Origin of the sequence: Leifsonia sp. NPDC102414 (genome assembly GCF_044765685.1) — a bacterium.
Taxonomy (GTDB): Bacteria; Actinomycetota; Actinomycetes; order Actinomycetales; family Microbacteriaceae; genus Leifsonia.
The window spans coordinates 337,336-356,307 of record NZ_JBIWKN010000004.1 but is presented as its reverse complement, the minus strand read 5'-3'; the positions used below and the strand labels follow the sequence as shown (position 1 = coordinate 356,307).

Genomic DNA, 18,972 nt, shown 5'->3' with positions numbered 1-18,972 from the left:
GAGAACACGTGTGCGCCGAAGAGCGCAGGAGGCTACTCCGTGACGGGGCCCGGTGTTCCCCCTGTGAGGCGCACCAGCTCCTCGAACGTGGTCGGGAACACGGTGTGGGCGTGCCCTGCGGCCGCCCAGACCTCCGGATACCCGGCGAGCGCCACATCCACCACGGTGCGCAGCGGCGCTGGATGCCCGACGGGAGCGACACCGCCGATGGTCTGACCGGTGGCCGCCTTCACCGTGTCCGCATCCGCCCTCCGGATGCGCCCGCCGAGCCGTTCGCCGAGGAACGCGGTGTCGACGCGGTGCGCGCCGGAGGTCATCACCAGCAGCGGCTCGCCGTCGATGGTGAACACCAGCGAGTTCGCGATCGCGCCGACCTCCACGCCCAGCTCCTCCGCCGCGGACACGGCCGTCGGGGTCGCCGACTCGAACCAGCGGACGCGCGGCTCGACGCCGGCCGCGATCAGCGCGGCTTCCACTCGCTCGACGGCCGGATGCGTCCTGTCGCTCACCACTGTGCCCTCTCCGCTGCCTCGACCACGTTCTGCAACAGCAGCGCGCGGGTCATCGGGCCGACGCCGCCCGGGTTCGGGGACAGCCACCCTGCGACCTCGGCCACGTCGGGCGCCACGTCGCCCGCCACACGGCTCTTACCGGTCTCCTGGTCCTCGATGCGGCTCACGCCGACGTCGAGGACGACCGCGCCCGGCTTCACGTCGTCGGCGGTGATCAGCCCGGCCACGCCGGCGGCGGCGACGATGACGTCCGCCCGCTTGAGGTGCGCATCCAGGCCGACGGTTCCGGTGTGGGTGAGCGTGACCGTCGCGTTGATCTCGCGGCGGGTCAGGAGCGAGCCGATGGCACGGCCGACCGTCACGCCGCGGCCGACGACCACCACATCCTTGCCGGCGAGCTCGATGTCGTGACGCAGCATCAGGTCGATCACGCCGCGCGGCGTGCACGGCAGCGGCGTGGTGATCGGGCGGTTGACGTTGAGCATGAGCCTGCCGAGGTTGGTCGGGTGCAGGCCGTCCGCATCCTTGGCCGGATCGACGAGTTCGAGGATCGCGTCGGTGTCGATGTGCGGCGGCAGCGGGAGCTGCACGATGAAACCGGTGCAGTCGGGGTCGGCGTTGAGGTCTTCGACCACGGCCTCGAGCTCGGCCTGCGAGACGTCCCCCGGCAGGTCCCTTCGAATGGATGCGATGCCCACCTCGGCGCAGTCGCGGTGCTTGCCTGCGACGTACCACTGCGATCCAGGGTCGTCTCCGACCAGGATCGTGCCGAGCCCTGGCACGACCCCGCGCTCGCGCAGCGCGCTGACGCGCTCCTTCAGCTCGGCCTTGATCTCGGCGGCCGTCTGCTTCCCATCCAGGATCCGTGCGCTCATACCGCGCTCCTCACGTCATGCAGCAATCGAGCCGGGACTTGTGCACGCCCACGACCGGCGCGTCGCGTACATAAGTCCCGGCTCGATTGTTTCGGGCGGTTAGATCGAGGACGGGAGCTCGACGGGGAACGCGTCCTGGCCGGACGGAGTCAGGCCGGGGTAGAGCGGGAACGCCGCGGTGAGCGCGTCGACGCGGCTGCGGAGCGCGGCCGTGTCAGCACCCGGCTGCAGCGCGGCGGCGATGATGTCGGCCACCTCGGTGAACTGCACGTCGCCGAAGCCGCGGGTTGCGAGCGCGGGCGTGCCGATGCGCAGACCGGAGGTCACCATCGGCGGCCGGGGGTCGAACGGCACGGCGTTGCGGTTGACGGTGATGCCGACCTCGTGCAGCACGTCCTCCGCCTGCTGCCCGTCGAGCTGCGAGTGGCGCAGGTCGGCGAGCACCAGGTGCACGTCGGTGCCTCCGGTGAGCACGTCGACGCCGCCGGCGCGCGAGTCCTCCGCCGTCAGCCGGTCGGCCAGGATCTGCGCGCCACGGATGGTGCGCGCCTGGCGGTCGCGGAACTCGTCGGTCGCGGCGAGCTTGAACGCGGTCGCCTTGGCGGCGATCACGTGCATCAGCGGGCCGCCCTGCTGACCGGGGAAGACGTTCGAGTTGAGCTTCTTGGCCAGCTCGGTGTCGCGCGCGACGATGAAGCCGGAGCGCGGGCCGCCGATGGTCTTGTGCACGGTCGAGGAGACAACGTCCGCGAACGGAACGGGCGACGGGTGAAGGCCGGCGGCCACGAGACCGGCGAAGTGCGCCATGTCCACCCAGAGCTTGGCACCGACCTCGTCCGCGATGGCGCGGAACGCGGCGAAGTCGAGGTGACGCGGGTACGCGGACCAGCCGGCGATGATGACCTGCGGCTTGTGCTCCAGCGCCTTGTCGCGCACGACGTTCATGTCGACGAGGAAGGTCTCCGGGTCGACGCCGTATGAGACGGCGTTGTAGAGCTTGCCGGAGAAGTTCAGCTTCATACCGTGGGTCAGGTGACCGCCGTGCGCGAGCTCCAGGCCGAGGATGGTGTCGCCCGGCGTGGCGATGGCGGACAGCACGGCCGCGTTGGCGCTCGCGCCGGAGTGCGGCTGGACGTTGGCGTACTCCGCCTTGAACAGGCTCTTGGCGCGGTCGATCGCGAGCTGCTCTGCGATGTCGACGTATTCGCATCCACCGTAGTAGCGGCGGCCAGGGTAGCCCTCTGCGTACTTGTTGGTCAGCACCGAGCCGACGGACTCGAGCACGGCGCGAGGAACGAAGTTCTCCGACGCGATCATCTCGAGGTAGTCGCGCTGGCGACCGAGCTCCAGCTGGAGCACCTCGGCGATCTCAGGGTCGACCTCGGCCAGCGGCGCAGTGAAGGTCGAAGGGAGTGTGTCAGTCAAAACCGGCTCCTTTGTAGGTGAACGCTTCCGCGGATGAACACGGACGGGTGGGATTCTTCCCGTATCGACCCAGGCGCGCGGCCGATCCGCCCGTTCCTACCAGGGCATTCGTCGCTCCCCAATGGTGACCATTTGAGCGCCAGTCGCGACGCGAGCAAGCATAGCAAAGGGCGGCCGCGCCACGAACCCTTGCCGTTTGTTAGGACGCCTGCAATACTCGCAGGTGGCCGACCGGCGGGGAGGGCGGTGTCGGCCGTCACACACACCAGCACCCCAGGTCGTCACCCACCTGAAGGAGAACGCGTGGTCATCCCCCGCCCTGCGACGCTCGAGTCCGTCGACTCCGCGCCGTTCACCCTCGCGCCGGATGCACGGATCAGCGTCGCAGGCCCAGGCGCCTCCGCCGTCGCCGAGCTGCTGCGCGCCGAGCTCGCCTCCGACTGCAGCCGCACGCTGACCGTCGTCCACGAGCCCCCGGCGTTCGGCGACATCGCCATCGTCATCGCAGACGACGAGGCGCCGACCGGCCACGAGGCGGAGGGCTACACGCTGGAGGTGGCAGCCGAGGGCGTCAGGATCGGAGCGGCGACCGCTGCCGGCGCGTTCTGGGGCGTGCAGACGCTGCGCCAGCTCGTGCCCGTCGAGTGTTCGTCCGACCCCCTCACCATCGGCGCGGTGCGCGTCGTCGACCACCCCCGCTACGGCTACCGCGGCGCGATGCTGGATGTGGCGAGACACTTCTTCGCCCCGGATGCGGTCAAGCGCTTCATCGACGCCATCGTGCTCCTCAAGGTCAACCACCTGCACCTGCACCTCACGGACGATCAGGGCTGGCGCATCCACATCGAGAGCTGGCCGAACCTGACGGCGCACGGCAGCTCGACGGGCAGCGACGGCAGCGCAGGCGGCTTCTACACGCAGGACGAGTTCCGCGACCTGGTCGCATACGCGGCAGAGCGGCACGTCACGATCGTCCCCGAGCTCGACATGCCGGGCCACACGAACGCCGCGCTCGCCTCGTACCCTGAGCTGAACGCCGACGGCGTCGCTCCCGCGCTCTACACCGGCGCGAAGGTCGGGTTCAGCACGCTGTTGACCGGCGACGAGACCACCGCCCGCTTCGTGGACGACGTGGTGCGGGAGGTCGCGGCGATCACCCCCGGCCCCTACCTGCACATCGGCGGCGACGAGTGCCAGAGCACCGGCCCCGCCGACTTCCTCCGTTTCATCGCTGACGCGTCGGCGACGGTCGCCCGCCACGGCAAGATCCCGGCCGGCTGGCACGAGATGGGCAAGAGCGACCAGCTTCCGGAGGGGACGGTCGGCCAGTACTGGGACTTCCTGACCCCGCGCGGAACGGCGGCGGACGAGACCCTGTCCTTCGTGCGCCAGGGCGGCTCTGTCATCCTGTCCCCCGCCGACGTCGCATACCTCGACATCGTCTACGAGGACGGCGACCGCCTCGGCCAGGATTGGGCGGACGGACCGACCTCGCTGCGTCAGTCGTACGAGTGGGATCCCGCCCGGATCGTTCCAGGGCTCACCGAAGCGCACATCCTGGGCGTCGAAGCGCCGCTCTGGACAGAGACCATCGAGACGGTCGCGGACATCGAGGAGATGGTGTTCCCCCGTCTCGCCGCCGTCGCCGAGATCGCCTGGTCGCCCGCGCCGGCCGACACGGATGCGGTCGAGACGGTCCGCGATTTCGACGATTTCGCCGAGCGCGTCGCCGGCCTGGCCGAGCACTGGGAAGCTGCTGGGACGAACTTCCGGCGCCTCCCTGAGGTCCGCTGGCGCGAGCGCGTCAGCTCCTGACGTCGATCACGGGTACCCGAGGAACCAGAGCAGCACCAGCGCGATCGGCTGCAGCGCGATCCCGCTGATCAGCACGATCATCCTGGCCTTCCGGTTCCCGGCGAGCGCCGGCGCCCCGGCGAGCGGCGCCAGCGGCATCAGCAGCCGGAACAGACTCTGCTGCGGCAGGAACACCGCGAACAGGTAGAGCCCGTAGCTCGCCGCGAACGCGACCACCTCGGTGCCGAGCGCACGCACGCTCCGGCGGCTGAGCAGCCAGGCGAATCCCGCAATGGCCGCGACGACGAGCAGAGCACCGATCACGTTGGCGTACTTCCAGGTGAACAGGAACCACGGCGTCAGCGGCACGAACGCCACCCTGCCGATAAAGCCCGTCCACCAGGAGAGCTCCGTCTCCACGTACGCGTCGGGGAATCCGGTGACGAAGGATGCGATGAGCGGCCACGCCAGTCCGGCCACGGCCGTCACTCCCCCTGCGACGATCACGGCGGCACGCTCCCGCCACGCGAACGGCTCCCGCCCGCGCCGCGCGGCGAGCAGCCGCGCGATGAAGACGATCCCGAGCGCGAGCGGCAATGCCAGCTCTCCCGGTTTCGTGAACGCCGCCGCCACCCCGAACGGGATGATCAGCCAGTATCTTCGCGCCATCATCGCCCACAGCCCGGCGAACATCAGGAAGAAGAACAGGCTCTCCGCGTATGCGATCTGCAGCACGAACGAGAGCGGCCCGAAGCAGAAGAACACCGCTGCCCAGAGCGCGTTCGACGCTCCCACCCTGGAGGCGACCAATCGGTAGAGCACGAGCGTGGCTGCGGCGCCGAACACCGTCGCGACGATGACTGCGGCCGGATAAAACCCCAGCCCGGTGACGAACATGAGGCCGCGTGCGATCACGGGGAACAGCGGAAGGAACGCCCACGAGTTCTGCTGGACGTTGCCATCCCCGTCCGTCGGGATGGTGGTCGGGTATCCGCCCTCGGCGATCTTCCGGTAGTACGACGCATCCCACGAACCTGAGAAGGTCCAGAAGTTCGGCTCCGTGCGCGAGCTGGCGAAGTGCCAGTCGCCGACCGTCGCAGCGACGAACAGGGACACCATCAACGTCGTCGTGAACACCCTCGACGCGAGGTACACGGCCAGGATGACGACCCACCAGCGGTACTCCCGCCCGGCCACGCGGATGCGCGCGGGCGACGCGATTCCCCCCTCGACGAGCACGCCGAGCCGCTCTCTCACGCTCATAGTCCCAGTCTGCCGACCCCGGTCTGTATGTTCGCCGCGATCGTACTCTCCGGGGACGCTGGATGCACGCGGATTCGGTGGGGAGCGCCGGCATCGCGCCACACGCGCCGGCGCTCCCCACCCGCCTTACTTGACGCTGCCCTGCGTGAGGCCGCCGACGAGGCGCTTCTCGATGAGCATGAACAGCACCACGACCGGGATGATCGCCACGATCGACACCGCGAAAACGTACTGCCAGGCGGCGTCGTACTGGCCGACGAACTTGGTGAGGGCGACGGACAGCGGCTGGTTGGCATCCGTCGACAGGATCACCAGGCTCGCAGCGAACTCGTTCCAGGAAGCGACGAAGGTGTAGATGATCGCCGTGACGATACCCGGCCAGACCAGCGGGAGCTGCACTCGGAAGAGCACCGTCCACTTGCCCGCGCCGTCGAGCTGGGCCGCCTCATCCACTTCCTTCGGCACTCCGGCGAAGAAGTTGTGCATGATCCAGATCGCGAACGCCAGGTTGAAAGCCGCGTTGATGAGGATCATCGCGAGCCAGGTGTCGTTGATCCCGAGCGCCACCATCTCTTTGAAGAGGCCGGTGGCGAGCACGGTCGGCTGCAGCATCTGCGTGACGATCACGAGGAACAGGAACACCCCGCGGCCGGGGAACCGGAAGCGCGCCGTGTAGTACGCCGCCGGCACGCAGACCAGCAGCACGAGCGCCGTCGCGAACACCGAGATGACGATGGTCGAGATGAGGTTCTCGGGCAGCGGGGTCTCCGGCGTCGACCACATCGTGATGTAGTTCTCCGGGTGCCAGCTCGTCGGGAAGTACGTCGGAGGCACCGTGAGGATGTTGTTGCGGCTCTTGAACGAGCCGAACAGCATGATCAGGTACGGCAGCACGAAGATCAGCGCGATGACGAGACCGGCGACCATGCGGCCGACGACTCTGCCGGTGATGCGGGACTCGCTCGGGCGGCGCGTGCGCGGCGGCCGTGGCGGCCGCGACGGGGCGTCGATGGTGGCCTGCGCGGTCACGAGACCTCCTTCATCGGTTTGACGATCCACAGGTAGAGCGCGACGACCACGAGCACGATGAGGAAGTTGATGACGCTGAGCGCGCTCGACAGGTCGATCCTCTGCTCGTTCTGCAGCAGCTTGAACACGTAGGTCGTCGTGGTGTCCGCTTTGTATCCGGGTATCGCGCCCGTCATGAGTTTCAGGATCGGCAGCGAATTGAAGACGTTGATGATGTTGATGAGGCTGGCCAGCGCGATGGCGCTGCGCAGGTTGGGCAGCGTCACGCCGAAGTACGTGCGGACGGCACCTGCCCCATCCACCTTGGCCGCCTCGAGCATGTCGCCGGGGATTCCGGCCAGGCCGGCGAGCAGCGTGTACGTGGTGAACGGCAGCGAGACGAACACCGCGATGGCGATCGACGACAGGAACGCCGGCACCGGCTCCTTGGTGAAGCCGTACGGCTCCGCCAAGAGGTGGATGTCCACCAGGAACTTGTTGATGATGCCGTAGAACGGGTCGAGGCCGTAGACGAACACGGTGGTGGTCATCACGACGCTGGCCGCCCACGGAACGAGGATGGCCATCCTGACCCACTGCCTGCCAGGGAAGTTCTTGTTGAGGAACTGCGCGAGCGCGAGCGAGATCACGACCGTCAGGACGACGACGGACGCCACCCAGAGCAGCGTGTTGAGCAGGATGCTCGGCAGCTCGGGGCGGGAGAGCACCGTGAGGTAGTTCTGGAAGCCGACCGAGCCGTGGTCGACACCGGCCACCGAGATTTTGCGGGTGGAGTTGAAGATCATGTATCCGGCGGGGAACAGCACCACGCCGAAGATCAGGATGAGGGCGGGCAGCGTCCACGGGACGGCGTGCAACAGATCGGTGCCGCCAGTCCCTGGCCGCTTCTGCGACGCCCCGCGACGGGGACGGCCGGTGGCCGTCCCCGTCTGGGTCGTGTCGATGGTCTGACTCATTACGTGCGGTCTACTGTCCGTCGGCCTTCGCCTGGATCGACTTCAGCAGGTCGCCCGGGTTCGCACCCTGGCCGAGCTGACCGATCTGGCTCTGGATCGCACCCTGCGCTGCTGCCCAGTTCGGGTTGGTGGACGGGTAGAACTTGGCGTTCGGCAGCAGGTCGAGGAACGGCTTGATGGTCTCGTCGGAGGCCATCGCGTCCGCGCCGGACTTCGTGGTGGGCAGGAAGCCCTCCGCGCCGACCCACTTGGTGTAGACGTCCGCGCTGTAGAAGTAGTCGAGGAACTTCTTGATCGACGACGTCTTGTCCGTCTTGCTCTTGAACGCCATCAGGTGGTCAGCGACGCCGAGCGTGAAGGCTGAGCCGTCCTTCGTGGGGATGGGCGCGATGCCGTAGTTGAGGCTCGGGTTGCTCTTCTTGATCTGGCCGACGATCGGCGGGAGGCCGATCTGCATGCCGATCTGGCCCTGGATGAAGACGTTCATCAGCGGGGTGCGGTTGGTCGAACCGGGGTTCGCCTCGGTCAGGCCGTCGTTGATGATCTTCTGCATCTCGGTGGCGCCCGTGACGTTCTCCGCGCTGTCGATGGTCAGCTTCTTCGCGTCGCCGTACCCGCCGCCGGCTCCGTAGAACCAGATCGCGGTTTCCGCCTGTGCTTCCTCGCTGCCGAGGGGCATGCCGTATGCCGTCGCGCCCGATGCCTTGAGCTTCGCGGCGTCCGCCTCGAACTCCGCCCAGGTCTTGGGCGGGTCGGTGATACCGGCCTTGGAGAACAGGTCCTTGTTGTAGAACAGGGCGCGGGCCGATGCGATGAACGGCAGGCCGTACTGGGTTCCGTCGATGGAGGCGTTCTTGGAGAAGGCCGGCTGGAAGTCGTCGAGCGTCTTCGACGAGACGATGTCCTTCGCCGGGTAGAGCAGGTCGTCGGCGGCGAAACCGGCGAACGCGTCGATGTTCAGGATGTCCGGCTGCTTGCCGGCCTGGATGCGCGTCTTGATGACGTTGTTGATGTCCGTCCACGACTCGACGTCGAGGTTGACCGTGATGCCGCTGTTCTTGGCCTCGAAGTCCTTGATGATCTGCTGCCACTCGGCCTTGGTGTTGTCCGAGTAGCTCGCCACCATCAGGTTGAGGCTCTGCGCGCCGTTGGACGACCCGCCCCCGGAACCGCTGCTGAATCCGCAGGACGCGAGTGTCATGGTCGCGGCCGTCGCCATGGCGACAGCGGCACCCCACCGCAGTGACTTCTTCATTGACTTCCTCACTCTCGAAGGGAACGAACCGTCAGGTGCAATGGTGCAATCTCCTGCGCGACGGTGCGTCAGTATTGATCCTTTGTGACTTGTTTCTGCTCGAAACAATCACATGTATTCAATGGATGCTCGAATCATTGCGCGTAGACGACCGGTCGTCAAGGAATTTGCCCCAGATCGTTACACGTCGTTTACACACCCGCCCCAGATCCCGCCCACATCGAGCCACAGCGATTGAAGATGCTCACTAGACAGAGATATCGCTCATAAGCAATCATTGGCATGAAGCAACCCTCGATTGACAGGAGACGAAGCAGTGACGCAAGCATCCACGCTCGGTGCCGACATGGAGGCCGAACTCCGTTCGCAGCCGGAAACCTGGGCTCGCGCGGTCGACCTGCGCGCAGAGCAGGGGCTCCTGCCCGCTGCCGGTCAGCGCATCGCCGTTGTCGGCTGCGGGACCTCCTGGTTCATGGCGCAGTCGTACGCAGCGCTCCGCGAGACCGCCGGCCTGGGCGTCACCGACGCATTCGCCGCCTCCGAGGCGTTCGTCGACCGCGAATACGACGCCGTCGTCGCTCTCACCCGCTCCGGCACGACGACCGAGGTTCTCGAACTGCTCGAGCAGCTCCGCGCATCCGGAAGCAGCGCGAGGACGGTCGGGGTCGTCGGCGACCCGGACTCGCCTCTGGTCGACCTCGTCGACGACGTGATCAAGCTGCCGTTCGCCGACGAGAAGTCGGTCGTGCAGACCCGCTTCGCCACAACCTCCCTCGCTCTCATCCGCGCGTCGCTCGGCGAGAACCTGGATGCGGCGATCCTGGATGCGCAGACCGCGGTCGACGAGGAGCTCGACGACGCTCTCGTGGCCGCCGACCAGTACTCCTTCCTCGGCGCCAACTGGACCGTGGGCCTCGCCCACGAGGCCGCCCTCAAGATGCGCGAGGCCTCGCAGTCCTGGACCGAGTCGTACCCGGCCAAGGAGTACCGTCACGGCCCGATCGCCATCGCAGCCCCCGGCCGCGTCACCTGGATGTTCGGGGATGCCCCTGCAGGTCTCGCCGACGATGTCGCCGCCACCGGCGCGCACTTCGAGAACGGCACGCTGGACGGCATGGCCGATCTCATCCGCGCGCAGCGGGTCGCGCTCGCCAGGGCTCGCCGGTTCGAGCTCGACCCCGACCACCCGCGCAACCTGACCCGTTCCGTCATCCTGGCACCGTGACAACGCCGTCCACCTCATCGACCAGGTCGGCGCCTCTCGGCGCCGGCCGGGCCGTGCTCGCCTTCGACGTCGGCGGCACGGACATGAAGGCAGCGCTGATCGACGAGGACGGCAGGATCGTCGCCCTCGAACGCCGCGCGACCCCGCACGACGGAGACAGAACGGCGGAGGCCGTGGTCGCCGCCGTCGCCGAGCTGGCGTCGCGCTTCCGGGCGGAGTACCCGGAGGTGCGTCCGCTCGCGCTCGGCTTGCTCGTGCCAGGGCACGTCGACGACGAGGCCGGCATCGGGGTCTTCTCGGAGAACCTGCGCTGGCACGACTTCCCGTTCCGGGCTCGTGTCGAGGAGACGGTCGGCCTCCCCGTCACGTTCAGCCACGACGTGCGCGGCGCAGGAGAGGCCGAGCACAGGATCGGCGCAGCCGCTCCGTTCCGCGACGTGGTCGTGATGGCCATCGGCACCGGCATCGCAGGGGCGATCTTCGTGGACGGCCGGCTGCACACCGGAGGCGGCATGGCAGGCGAGATGGGCCACTCCCGCGTCGCAGACGGCCCGGAGTGCGCGTGCGGCGGCCGCGGCTGTCTGGAGGCGATCGCCTCCGCCGCCGCCATCGCGCGCCGGTACAGCGCCATCTCCGGCGTCACGGTCCCCGGGGCCAAGGAGGTGCTCGAACTGGCAGCCGCAGGCGACGTCGACGCGCAGTCCGTCTGGGAATCGGCGCTGGACGCGCTCGCCCTCGACCTCTCGCACACCGTCGCCCTGCTCGCTCCGGAGGCCATCGTGATCGGCGGAGGGCTCGCTCAGGCCGGTCCTAGGCTGTTCGAGCCGCTGGCCGCCCGGCTGGATGCGATCCTCACCTTCCAGCGCCGCCCCATGCTGCTCCCCGCGAGCATCGGTGAGAACGCCGGGGTGATCGGAGCCGCGCTGCGTGCCAGGGACCTGCTCGATGCGGCCTCCCCTGCCCAGGAGCAGACCGCATGATCCTGACCGTCACCCCCAACCCCGCCGTCGACCTCACATACACGGTCGACGAGCTGGACGTCGGCGAGAGCCATCGCGTCGCCGCGCCCGCGGCCCGCGCGGGCGGCAAGGGCATCAACGTCGCACGAGTGATCGCCCAGACAGGGGGACGCGCCTTCGCCCTGACGACGGCCGGTGGCCCCGCCGGGCTGCGCATCGCCGACGACCTCACCGCGAGCGGTCTCCCGCACGAGGTCGTCCCTGTCGCCGCCCAGACCCGGAGCAGCGTCGCCATCGTCGACAGCACGAGCGGACTCACCACGATCTTCAACGAGACGGGCGAAGCGCTCAGCTCCGCCGAGTGGACAGCGCTCCGGGATGCGGTCACCAGACTCGCTGTGCCCGCCGCCTGCATCGTCGGCTCTGGCAGTCTCCCTCCCGGCGCTCCTGACGACTTCTACGCAGAGCTTGTCGTCCTCGCGATTGCCAGGGGCATCCCGAGCATCGTGGATGCGGTCGGTCCCGGCCTCCTCCGCGCGGCGGAGGCAGGCGTCTCCGTCCTCAAACCGAACCGGCGCGAACTCGCCGAGAGCACGGGAGAGAACGATCCCGTCACCGGCGCACGCCTCCTGCTCGGCCGGGGCGCCGGCCTCGTCATCGTCTCGCTCGGCGCCGACGGGATGCTCGCCGTCGGCCCGTCAGCCGAGCCGATCCAGGCGCGCCTCCCCGAGCCGCTGCACGGCAACGCCACCGGTGCAGGAGACGCCGCCGTCGCAGCCGTGGCGGGCCTCCTGGCGGCCGGGGTCACCGATCCGGAGACCATCCTGCGTCGCGCAACCGCCTGGTCGGCCGCCGCCGTCCTCGCTCCGCTCGCCGGAGAGCTCGACCCGTCGTATCCGCAGCTCGAAGACCACGTCATCGTCACCCGCTGATCCAGCCGCCCCACCAGTAAGGAAGCCATGCCGCTCGTCCCCACCGCCGATCTGATGCACTCCGCCGCCGCCAGGCAGACAGGGATCGGCGCGTTCAACGTCATCCACCTGGAGACCGCGGAAGCGCTCGTCGCCGCCGCTGAGGAGACGCAGCTGCCCGTGATCCTGCAGATCTCGCAGAACTGCGTCACCTATCACGGCGGCCTCGAACCGATCGCGCGGGCGACCATCGCCGTGGCCGCTGCGTCGCAGGCGCACGTCGCCGTCCACCTCGACCACGCGGAGGACGAGGAGCTGACCAGGCAGGCCATCGACCTCGGCTTCGGCTCCGTGATGTTCGACGGCGCGAAGCTCGACTACGACAGGAACGTGGAGGCGACCATCCGGGTCGTCGACTACGCCCACGCCAACGACGTCTTCGTCGAGGCGGAGCTCGGTGAGATCGGCGGCAAGGACGGCGCGCACGCCCCTGGAGTGCGCACCGACCCGGACGAAGCGCGCCGGTTCGTCTCCGAGACGGGCGTGGACGCCCTCGCTGTTGCGGTCGGGAGCTCCCACGCGATGACGGAGCGGACCGCCTCCCTCGACCTCGACCTGATCGGCCGGCTGCACGCCACTGTGCCCGTTCCCCTCGTGTTGCACGGCTCTTCGGGCGTGTCGGATGAGACGATCGTCTCGGCGATCCGCTCCGGCATCACCAAGGTCAACGTCTCCACCCACCTCAACCGCTTCTTCACCGAAGCGGTGCGCGGTTATCTGTCCGCGCATCCGGAGGTCGTGGACTCGCGGAAGTATCTGCGAGAAGGACGCACCGCGGTCACCGGGGAGGCGGCTCGCCTCCTCGCACTGTTCGCCGTCGAGCAGTCGCCCATCCGAACGGAGACAGAACGCCGATGAACAGAGCTGAGCGACTGAACGCCGTGCTCGACCTGCTCGCGGAGACGGGACAGCTCGAGGTCGACGAGCTCGTGTCGAAGCTCGATGTCTCCGCTGCGACCGCCCGCCGCGACCTCGACGCGCTCGCCTCCCAGCAGCTCCTCACGCGCACCAGGGGCGGCGCGGTCGGTCAGTCCGTCGCGTACGACCTCCCCATCAGGTACAAGCGCGAGCAGCACGCGCCGGAGAAACTGCGGATCGCGCAGGCGGCGAGCGCTCTCGTCCCGCGCGGCGCGGTGGTCGGACTGTGCGGCGGCACGACCAGCACCGCGGTCGCCACCGTGCTCGGCTCCCGCCCCGACCTGATGGAACCGTCGCCGCACCCCAACCTCACCGTGGTGACCAACGCCATCAACATCGCCGCTCAGCTCGTGATGCGCCCTCAGATCAAGACCGTCGTCACCGGGGGCGTCGTGCACGCGCGCTCCTACGAGCTCGTCGGCCCGTACAGCGACGTGGTGCTGGAGAAGATCACCATGGACATCGCGTTCATCGGCGTCAACGGCATCGACCCTCTGATCGGCGCGACCGTGCACGACGAGGGGGAGGCCAGCGTGAACTCGCTGATGGCCAGGCGCGCCACCCGCGCCGTCGTCGTCGCCGACTCCAGCAAGATCGGCCGCAAGGCGTTCGCGACACTCGGCGGCCCGAAGGTGCTGAACACGCTCATCACCGACGCCGGCATCACGGCCGAGCAGCGCGCCGCTTTCGCCGACGCAGGCTTCGAGGTGATCGTCGCCTAGGCGACGGTCCCCTGCACCACCGCCCGATTCGGTATCGTCGACACAATGCCTGCGCACGTCATCCACTCCGCCCGCCTCGTCAGCGAGGGCCGCATCCTGCACAACGGCTGGGTCCGTTTCGAGGACGACACGATCGCCGAGGTCGACACAGGCGACGACTGGCGCATCTCCGTCGCGGGCGACCAGCCGGATGCGGTGACCGACGCGGACGGCGCGTGGCTCACGCCCGGTTTCGTCGACATCCACAATCACGGTGGCGGCGGCGCATCGTTCGACGACGGCGACGACAGCATCAGCACCGCGCTCGCGATGCACCAGCGGCACGGCACAACGCGATTCGTGCTCTCCCTCGTCACGGCGCCGGTGGAAGACCTCGCCGTGCGGTTGGCAGGGATCGCCGCGCTGACGGCCGCCGATCCGCGCATCCTGGGCTCGCACCTCGAAGGCCCGTTCCTCGATGTCGCCCACAAAGGGGCGCACGACCCCGCCTTGCTCCGGCCGTCCACCGGCGCAGACATCGACGTCCTCCTCGGGGCGGCAGGCGGCACCCTCCGGCAGATCACCATCGCCCCTGAACTCCCCGGCGGGCTGGATGCCGTCCGCGCCTTCGCGGCCGCCGGGGTCGCCGTCGCCGTCGGCCACACCGCCGCCGACTACGGGCGGACGCTCGCCGCGTTCGATGCGGGGGCGAGCATCCTGACGCACGCGTTCAACGGGATGGACGGCATCCACCACCGTGCGCCCGGTCCCGTCGCCGCGGCCACGCACACACCTGGCGTGACGCTGGAGATCATCAACGACGGCACCCACGTGCATCCGGAGGTCGTGCGGATGGTGTTCGCCTCCGCACCTGGCCGCGTCGCCATGATCACCGATGCGATGGCCGCGGCCGGTTCGAGCGACGGCGACTACGTCCTCGGATCCCTCGCGGTCGAGGTGCGCGACGGCGTCGCCCGTCTCGCGGATGGCGGGTCCATCGCCGGTTCCACGCTGACGCTCGACGACGCGCTGCGACGCGCCGTCACCGAGGTGGGCATCTCCGTCGAGGATGCCGTGCTCGCCATCACCGAGATCCCGGCGGCCGCGGTCGGCAGAGGGCACGACCTCGGCAGACTCGCGGCCGGATACGCGGCGGACGCCGTGATCCTGGACGACGACTTCCGCGTACTGCAGGTATTCGCGGCGGGTGCTCCGCTCCCTCACTGACGCTGCGCCGCGACCGGCGCGGCGGTGGGCCGGGCTAGGGTTCCCGACCCACCAGCGTTCCGCACTGCGGACCCCCTCGTCTGACGGACGTTCGGGTCGTCCATCAAACGCGGCGGAGTGGGCCGAATAAGAGCACTCCGCGCTGTGTCGGCCGTCGATCGTCGACGGCCTCAGTGGGAGAGACGCACCGCGTGGCTGGTTATGACGCCGGTTCGGCAGCTCTTTTCGCGGCTGTTTCCGCCGCAGCAGAACGCTGGAAATAACGGACGTCTCTCAGTCGGCTCCGCCAGAATGTGGGGATGCCCCCGGTCACCGAGCAGTCGGACTCTGCCCTCGTCGAGTTGACGCGCGCGGGCGACACGGAGGCCTTCGCCGAGTTGTGGAGACGACACGCGCGCGCCGCGCTCACCGTCGCACGCTCGCACACCTCGACGTTCGACGCCGACGACCTCATCTCAGAGGCGTACGCCAAGATCTACCAGGCGATCGCTGCCGGGGGCGGCCCGACGACCGCGTTCCGGGCGTATCTCTTCACCACCATCCGCAACATCGCGGCCTCCTGGGGGCGAGCGAAGCGGGAGACGGCCATCGACGAGCTGGACTCCGTCGAGGACCCGGCCTTCAGCGAGAGCGCCACTATGGAGGCACTCGACCGATCGCTGACCGCGAAGGCCTTCCACTCGCTGCCCACCCGCTGGCAGGAGGTGCTCTGGTACTGCGAGGTCGAGCGCATGACGCCGCAGCAGGTCGCGCCGTTGTTCGCGATGACGCCCAACGCCGTCGCGGCGCTTGCCTACCGCGCACGAGAAGGACTCCGCCAGGCCTGGGTGCAAGCGCACATCGCCACCCTGCCAGAGGACTCGGAGTGCCGTTGGACGACGGAACGCCTCGGCTCGTACGCCCGCAACGGACTCGGCAAGCGCGAGAAAGCCAGGGTGGACGCGCACCTCGCCGACTGCGCGAAGTGCACGATCGTGGCCTCGGAGGCGCACGATGTCGGTTCCCGTCTGGCGCTGGTGCTCCTCCCGCTCACGCTGGGCATCGGAGGGGCGGCAGCGTACTCCGCCTGGCTGCAGTCGGGCGCAGACGCCGCCGCGTACGCCATCGGCGAGTCCGGGGCCGTCGTGCCCGGCTCGGCCGCGCCTGCGACCTCCAGTGGCGCCGGCAGCTCGTCCGGCGCCGCGACGGGCGTGTCCGGCACAGGCGCCGGCAATGCGCTCGGCATCGGCCTGTCGGTCACCGGCGTTCTGGTCGCCGCGGCCGTCGTCGCCGGATTCGTCTTCGGACCGCAGCTGTTCGCGCCGGCGTCCGACACCGTCGCCGCTGCTGGGGCGGGCGCGGGCCGCACAGCCCCGTCTTCGCTCCCGGCCGCGCCCACCGCCCCCGACGCCGCCACGGCGCCCTCCCCGACAGCACCAGCTCCTGAGGCGGATGCCCCCTCCCCCGTTCTCGCCCCGGCTCCCGTCGACTCCGCGGACAGGCAGCAGGGCCAGACACCAGGTCAGCAGTCGCCCGTTCAGCAGGTGCCGGTTCAGCAGAAGCCATCCCCCGGCGTGCCGTCGACCCCCGCTCCCACCGAGCCGCCCGTCACCGCTCCGCCCGCTGCCCCGGCCGTCTCCTCCCCTGCCGGCAGCACGGAGACGGCGAGCACCGCTCTCCCCGCGTCCGGCACAGCAGCTCCGGATGCGCGGATCGCCGTCACCGCGCAGCGGACGCAGGGCGCCACTGGCGCGTCTCTCGCTTCCGCCGCTGCCTCCGCGCCGGGCCCCATCACCGTCGGCACGACCACGGCCGACGCAGCGGGAGCGTGGGAGCTGACGCTCGACCTCTCCGCCCTGGGCGACGGCGACTGGACGCTCGGCTTCGTCCAGACCACCGCGGCAGGCGCCTCGGCGGCGCAGAGCGTGGCCGTGCTGATCGACCGCACGGCGGAGCCTCCGGTGCTGAACGCCCCGGACACGGGCGCCGGCGCATCCGCCGGGCTGCTCGCGCCCATCCTGACCGGCACGGCGGAGCCGGGCGCAACGGTCCAGGTCTACGACGGCGACGCACTGCAGGCCACGGTGACCGCGTCGGACGACGGCGCCTGGACCTCCGGGCAGCTCACCGGTGTGCGACAGGACTTCGCCCTCACGGCCAGGCAGACCGACCGGCTCGGCAACGTGTCCGACCGCGCGACGCCGCGCACCGGCTCCGTCAGCATCCCAGGGGTCGCGCTGTCTGCGAGTGCCGGCATGACGTTCCTGATGACAGTCGACGGCACCCCGGGCGCCACGGTCCAGCTCTATGCCGACGGAAGCGCGATGCGGAACATCCTGCGGCTCGACCCGTACGGGCGGCTGTCCGCCCGGTTCGTCTGGCTCGTGGACACCAGCGTGGACCACCGGTTCGGGATGGTCTACGTCGACGGCGACCGCCGCGGACTGCTGGCCGACCAGCCGCTCACGCTGCGCTGACGGGCTCCGGCTCAACGGGCGCATCCACTGGTCGGGCCGATCGCGTCATCCGGCCGATGACGACGACGAGCACCAGAGACACCACGAGCAGCCCGATGTAGACGACCGGGAGCACCATCAGGCCGCCGAGGTCGAAGATCACCGCGCCGATCAGCGCGCCTCCTCCGATGCCGACGTTGAACGAGGTGGTGTACAGCGCGCTCGCGGTGTCGCGGAATGCGGCGGACGACGTGTGCAGCAGGCGGGTCTGCAGCAGAGGAGGGAGCGCACCGAAGGCGAGCCCCCAGACGATGAACGCGATGAGCGCGATCACCGGCTGGCCCGCGAACGCGGCGAGCGCCGCGACAGCCGCTCCGGTCACGATCAGGGCGACGATCAGCCCGAACTGCGGGCGGCGCCCGAGCACGGTGCCCGCGAGCACCAGACCGGCGGCGCCCGCGATGCCGTAGAAGAACAGCAGCCCTCCGACATCGCCGGCCGCCACCCCCATCGGCCCGGTCAGGAAGGGGACGACGAACGTGTAGAAGGTGTAGTGGCCGACCATCGTGACCGCGGCGACCAGGCACACCATGACGACGGCGAGGATCGTGGCGTCCGCGACCTTCGCCGGCCGCTCGGAGCGTGGGACGCCGCGGTCGCGCTTGGGGCGCGCATCCGATTCCCGTTCCACCTTCGGCAGCAGCTTCCAGACCAGGAGCGCGCCGACCAGCATGAGTCCAGCGAGGAATGCGAAGGACAACCGCCAGCCGAACAGGTGCCCGGCGAATGTACCGAGCGGAACGCCGAACACGAAGGCGAGCGTTCCCCCGCCGAGGGTGATCGAAACGGCGCGGCCGATCTGCTCCTTCGGAACGAGGTGACCGGCGTATGCGCCGACGATCGACCAGAACAGTCCGTGCGCGACACCGCCCAGGATGCGCGAGGCGACGACGAACCCGTAGTCGGGAGCCACGGCCGTGAGCGCATTGGAGAGACCGAGCGCGATCAGGATGCCGACGATCATCGCGTGCCGCGGCCAGCGCTTGGTCAGCGCGGTCAGCGGGGTGCTGGTGATGACGACGGTGAAGGCGAAGACGGTGACGAGCAGCCCGATCTGGGCCTCGCTGACGCCGAGCGACGAGCTCATGTCCGGCAGCAGGCCGGTCGGGATCATCTCGCTGGTGACGGACAGGAAGACCGCCCCTGCGAGCGCGAGCAGCCCGGCCCAGGGGAACTTCTGTGAGGTTTTCATTGGCGACGTTGAAGTGGCAGACATGACGAACTGTCCAACGAACGGCGTTCCCCGCCCATTCCGGTCGCCGTTGCGGCAAGACCTCGGATGGCGGGTCGACTACGCGCCGATGTGCGCGCCCAGGGCCGGCGTTCGAACCACCGACCAGGCACGAGTCTACCCGATGGATGCTCGC

At 69.2% G+C, this 18,972-nt stretch carries 16 protein-coding genes and 1 riboswitch; of the genes, 8 read left to right on the top strand and 8 right to left on the bottom strand.

Going from position 1 to position 18,972, the window contains the following annotated elements:
* Positions 1-32: 32 nt before the first annotated feature.
* From ACIRCZ_RS17045 to glyA, 3 genes are all read right to left on the bottom strand, one after another.
* Positions 33-509, bottom strand: a complete 477-nt coding sequence (locus tag ACIRCZ_RS17045; RefSeq protein WP_157480336.1) for a YbaK/EbsC family protein — start codon at positions 507-509, stop codon at positions 33-35.
* Complete coding sequence (locus ACIRCZ_RS17040; RefSeq protein WP_402855045.1) at positions 506-1,387, bottom strand: bifunctional methylenetetrahydrofolate dehydrogenase/methenyltetrahydrofolate cyclohydrolase; 882 nt, start codon at positions 1,385-1,387, stop codon at positions 506-508. The genes ACIRCZ_RS17045 and ACIRCZ_RS17040 overlap by 4 nt, the downstream gene beginning before the upstream one ends.
* Positions 1,388-1,486: 99 nt before the next feature.
* Positions 1,487-2,812: a serine hydroxymethyltransferase gene (gene glyA / locus ACIRCZ_RS17035; RefSeq protein WP_402855043.1), complete on the bottom strand. Its 1,326-nt coding sequence runs from the start codon at positions 2,810-2,812 to the stop codon at positions 1,487-1,489.
* A gap of 60 nt (positions 2,813-2,872) precedes the next feature.
* A riboswitch (ZMP/ZTP riboswitch) is annotated at positions 2,873-2,969 on the bottom strand.
* A 146-nt stretch (positions 2,970-3,115) separates the two neighbouring features.
* Here glyA and ACIRCZ_RS17030 point away from each other — a divergent pair.
* Positions 3,116-4,627: a beta-N-acetylhexosaminidase gene (locus ACIRCZ_RS17030; RefSeq protein ID WP_402855041.1), complete on the top strand. Its 1,512-nt coding sequence runs from the start codon at positions 3,116-3,118 to the stop codon at positions 4,625-4,627.
* 6 nt (positions 4,628-4,633) lie between these two features.
* On the opposite strand, the gene ACIRCZ_RS17025 is transcribed toward ACIRCZ_RS17030, so the two are convergent.
* The 4 genes from ACIRCZ_RS17025 to ACIRCZ_RS17010 form a co-directional block, all read right to left on the bottom strand.
* Positions 4,634-5,869: a hypothetical protein gene (locus ACIRCZ_RS17025; RefSeq protein WP_402855039.1), complete on the bottom strand. Its 1,236-nt coding sequence runs from the start codon at positions 5,867-5,869 to the stop codon at positions 4,634-4,636.
* A 126-nt stretch (positions 5,870-5,995) separates the two neighbouring features.
* Complete coding sequence (locus tag ACIRCZ_RS17020; protein ID WP_200949627.1) at positions 5,996-6,898, bottom strand: carbohydrate ABC transporter permease; 903 nt, start codon at positions 6,896-6,898, stop codon at positions 5,996-5,998.
* A complete protein-coding gene (locus tag ACIRCZ_RS17015; protein WP_055895000.1) occupies positions 6,895-7,854 on the bottom strand; it encodes a carbohydrate ABC transporter permease in 960 nt (319 codons plus the stop codon). Before ACIRCZ_RS17015 ends, ACIRCZ_RS17020 begins: the two co-directional genes overlap by 4 nt.
* A gap of 10 nt (positions 7,855-7,864) precedes the next feature.
* A complete protein-coding gene (locus tag ACIRCZ_RS17010) occupies positions 7,865-9,109 on the bottom strand; it encodes an extracellular solute-binding protein (protein ID WP_055894998.1) in 1,245 nt (414 codons plus the stop codon).
* Between the two features lie 346 nt (positions 9,110-9,455).
* Here ACIRCZ_RS17010 and ACIRCZ_RS17005 point away from each other — a divergent pair, with 346 nt between their 5' ends.
* From ACIRCZ_RS17005 to ACIRCZ_RS16975, 7 genes are all read left to right on the top strand, one after another.
* The gene (locus ACIRCZ_RS17005) at positions 9,456-10,334 is read left to right on the top strand and encodes an SIS domain-containing protein (RefSeq protein WP_402855101.1); all 879 of its coding nucleotides are present in this window, start codon (positions 9,456-9,458) and stop codon (positions 10,332-10,334) included.
* Positions 10,331-11,314 carry an ROK family protein gene (locus ACIRCZ_RS17000; RefSeq protein ID WP_402855035.1) on the top strand — a complete coding sequence of 328 codons (984 nt, stop codon included), beginning with the start codon at positions 10,331-10,333 and terminating at the stop codon, positions 11,312-11,314. Before ACIRCZ_RS17005 ends, ACIRCZ_RS17000 begins: the two co-directional genes overlap by 4 nt.
* Positions 11,311-12,225 carry a 1-phosphofructokinase family hexose kinase gene (locus ACIRCZ_RS16995; RefSeq protein ID WP_402855033.1) on the top strand — a complete coding sequence of 305 codons (915 nt, stop codon included), beginning with the start codon at positions 11,311-11,313 and terminating at the stop codon, positions 12,223-12,225. The genes ACIRCZ_RS17000 and ACIRCZ_RS16995 overlap by 4 nt, the downstream gene beginning before the upstream one ends.
* Before the next feature lie 27 nt (positions 12,226-12,252).
* Entirely contained in the window at positions 12,253-13,122 is an 870-nt protein-coding gene (locus ACIRCZ_RS16990) for a class II fructose-bisphosphate aldolase (RefSeq protein WP_055894993.1), read from the top strand.
* A complete protein-coding gene (locus ACIRCZ_RS16985) occupies positions 13,119-13,904 on the top strand; it encodes a DeoR/GlpR family DNA-binding transcription regulator (protein WP_055894991.1) in 786 nt (261 codons plus the stop codon). The genes ACIRCZ_RS16990 and ACIRCZ_RS16985 overlap by 4 nt, the downstream gene beginning before the upstream one ends.
* Before the next feature lie 45 nt (positions 13,905-13,949).
* Positions 13,950-15,110 carry an N-acetylglucosamine-6-phosphate deacetylase gene (nagA, locus tag ACIRCZ_RS16980; RefSeq protein WP_402855030.1) on the top strand — a complete coding sequence of 387 codons (1,161 nt, stop codon included), beginning with the start codon at positions 13,950-13,952 and terminating at the stop codon, positions 15,108-15,110.
* 299 nt (positions 15,111-15,409) lie between these two features.
* Positions 15,410-17,566: a sigma-70 family RNA polymerase sigma factor gene (locus tag ACIRCZ_RS16975; protein WP_402855028.1), complete on the top strand. Its 2,157-nt coding sequence runs from the start codon at positions 15,410-15,412 to the stop codon at positions 17,564-17,566.
* On the opposite strand, the gene ACIRCZ_RS16970 is transcribed toward ACIRCZ_RS16975, so the two are convergent.
* A complete protein-coding gene (locus tag ACIRCZ_RS16970) occupies positions 17,553-18,797 on the bottom strand; it encodes an MFS transporter (RefSeq protein ID WP_402855026.1) in 1,245 nt (414 codons plus the stop codon). The genes ACIRCZ_RS16975 and ACIRCZ_RS16970 overlap by 14 nt on opposite strands.
* Positions 18,798-18,972 lie beyond the last annotated feature (175 nt).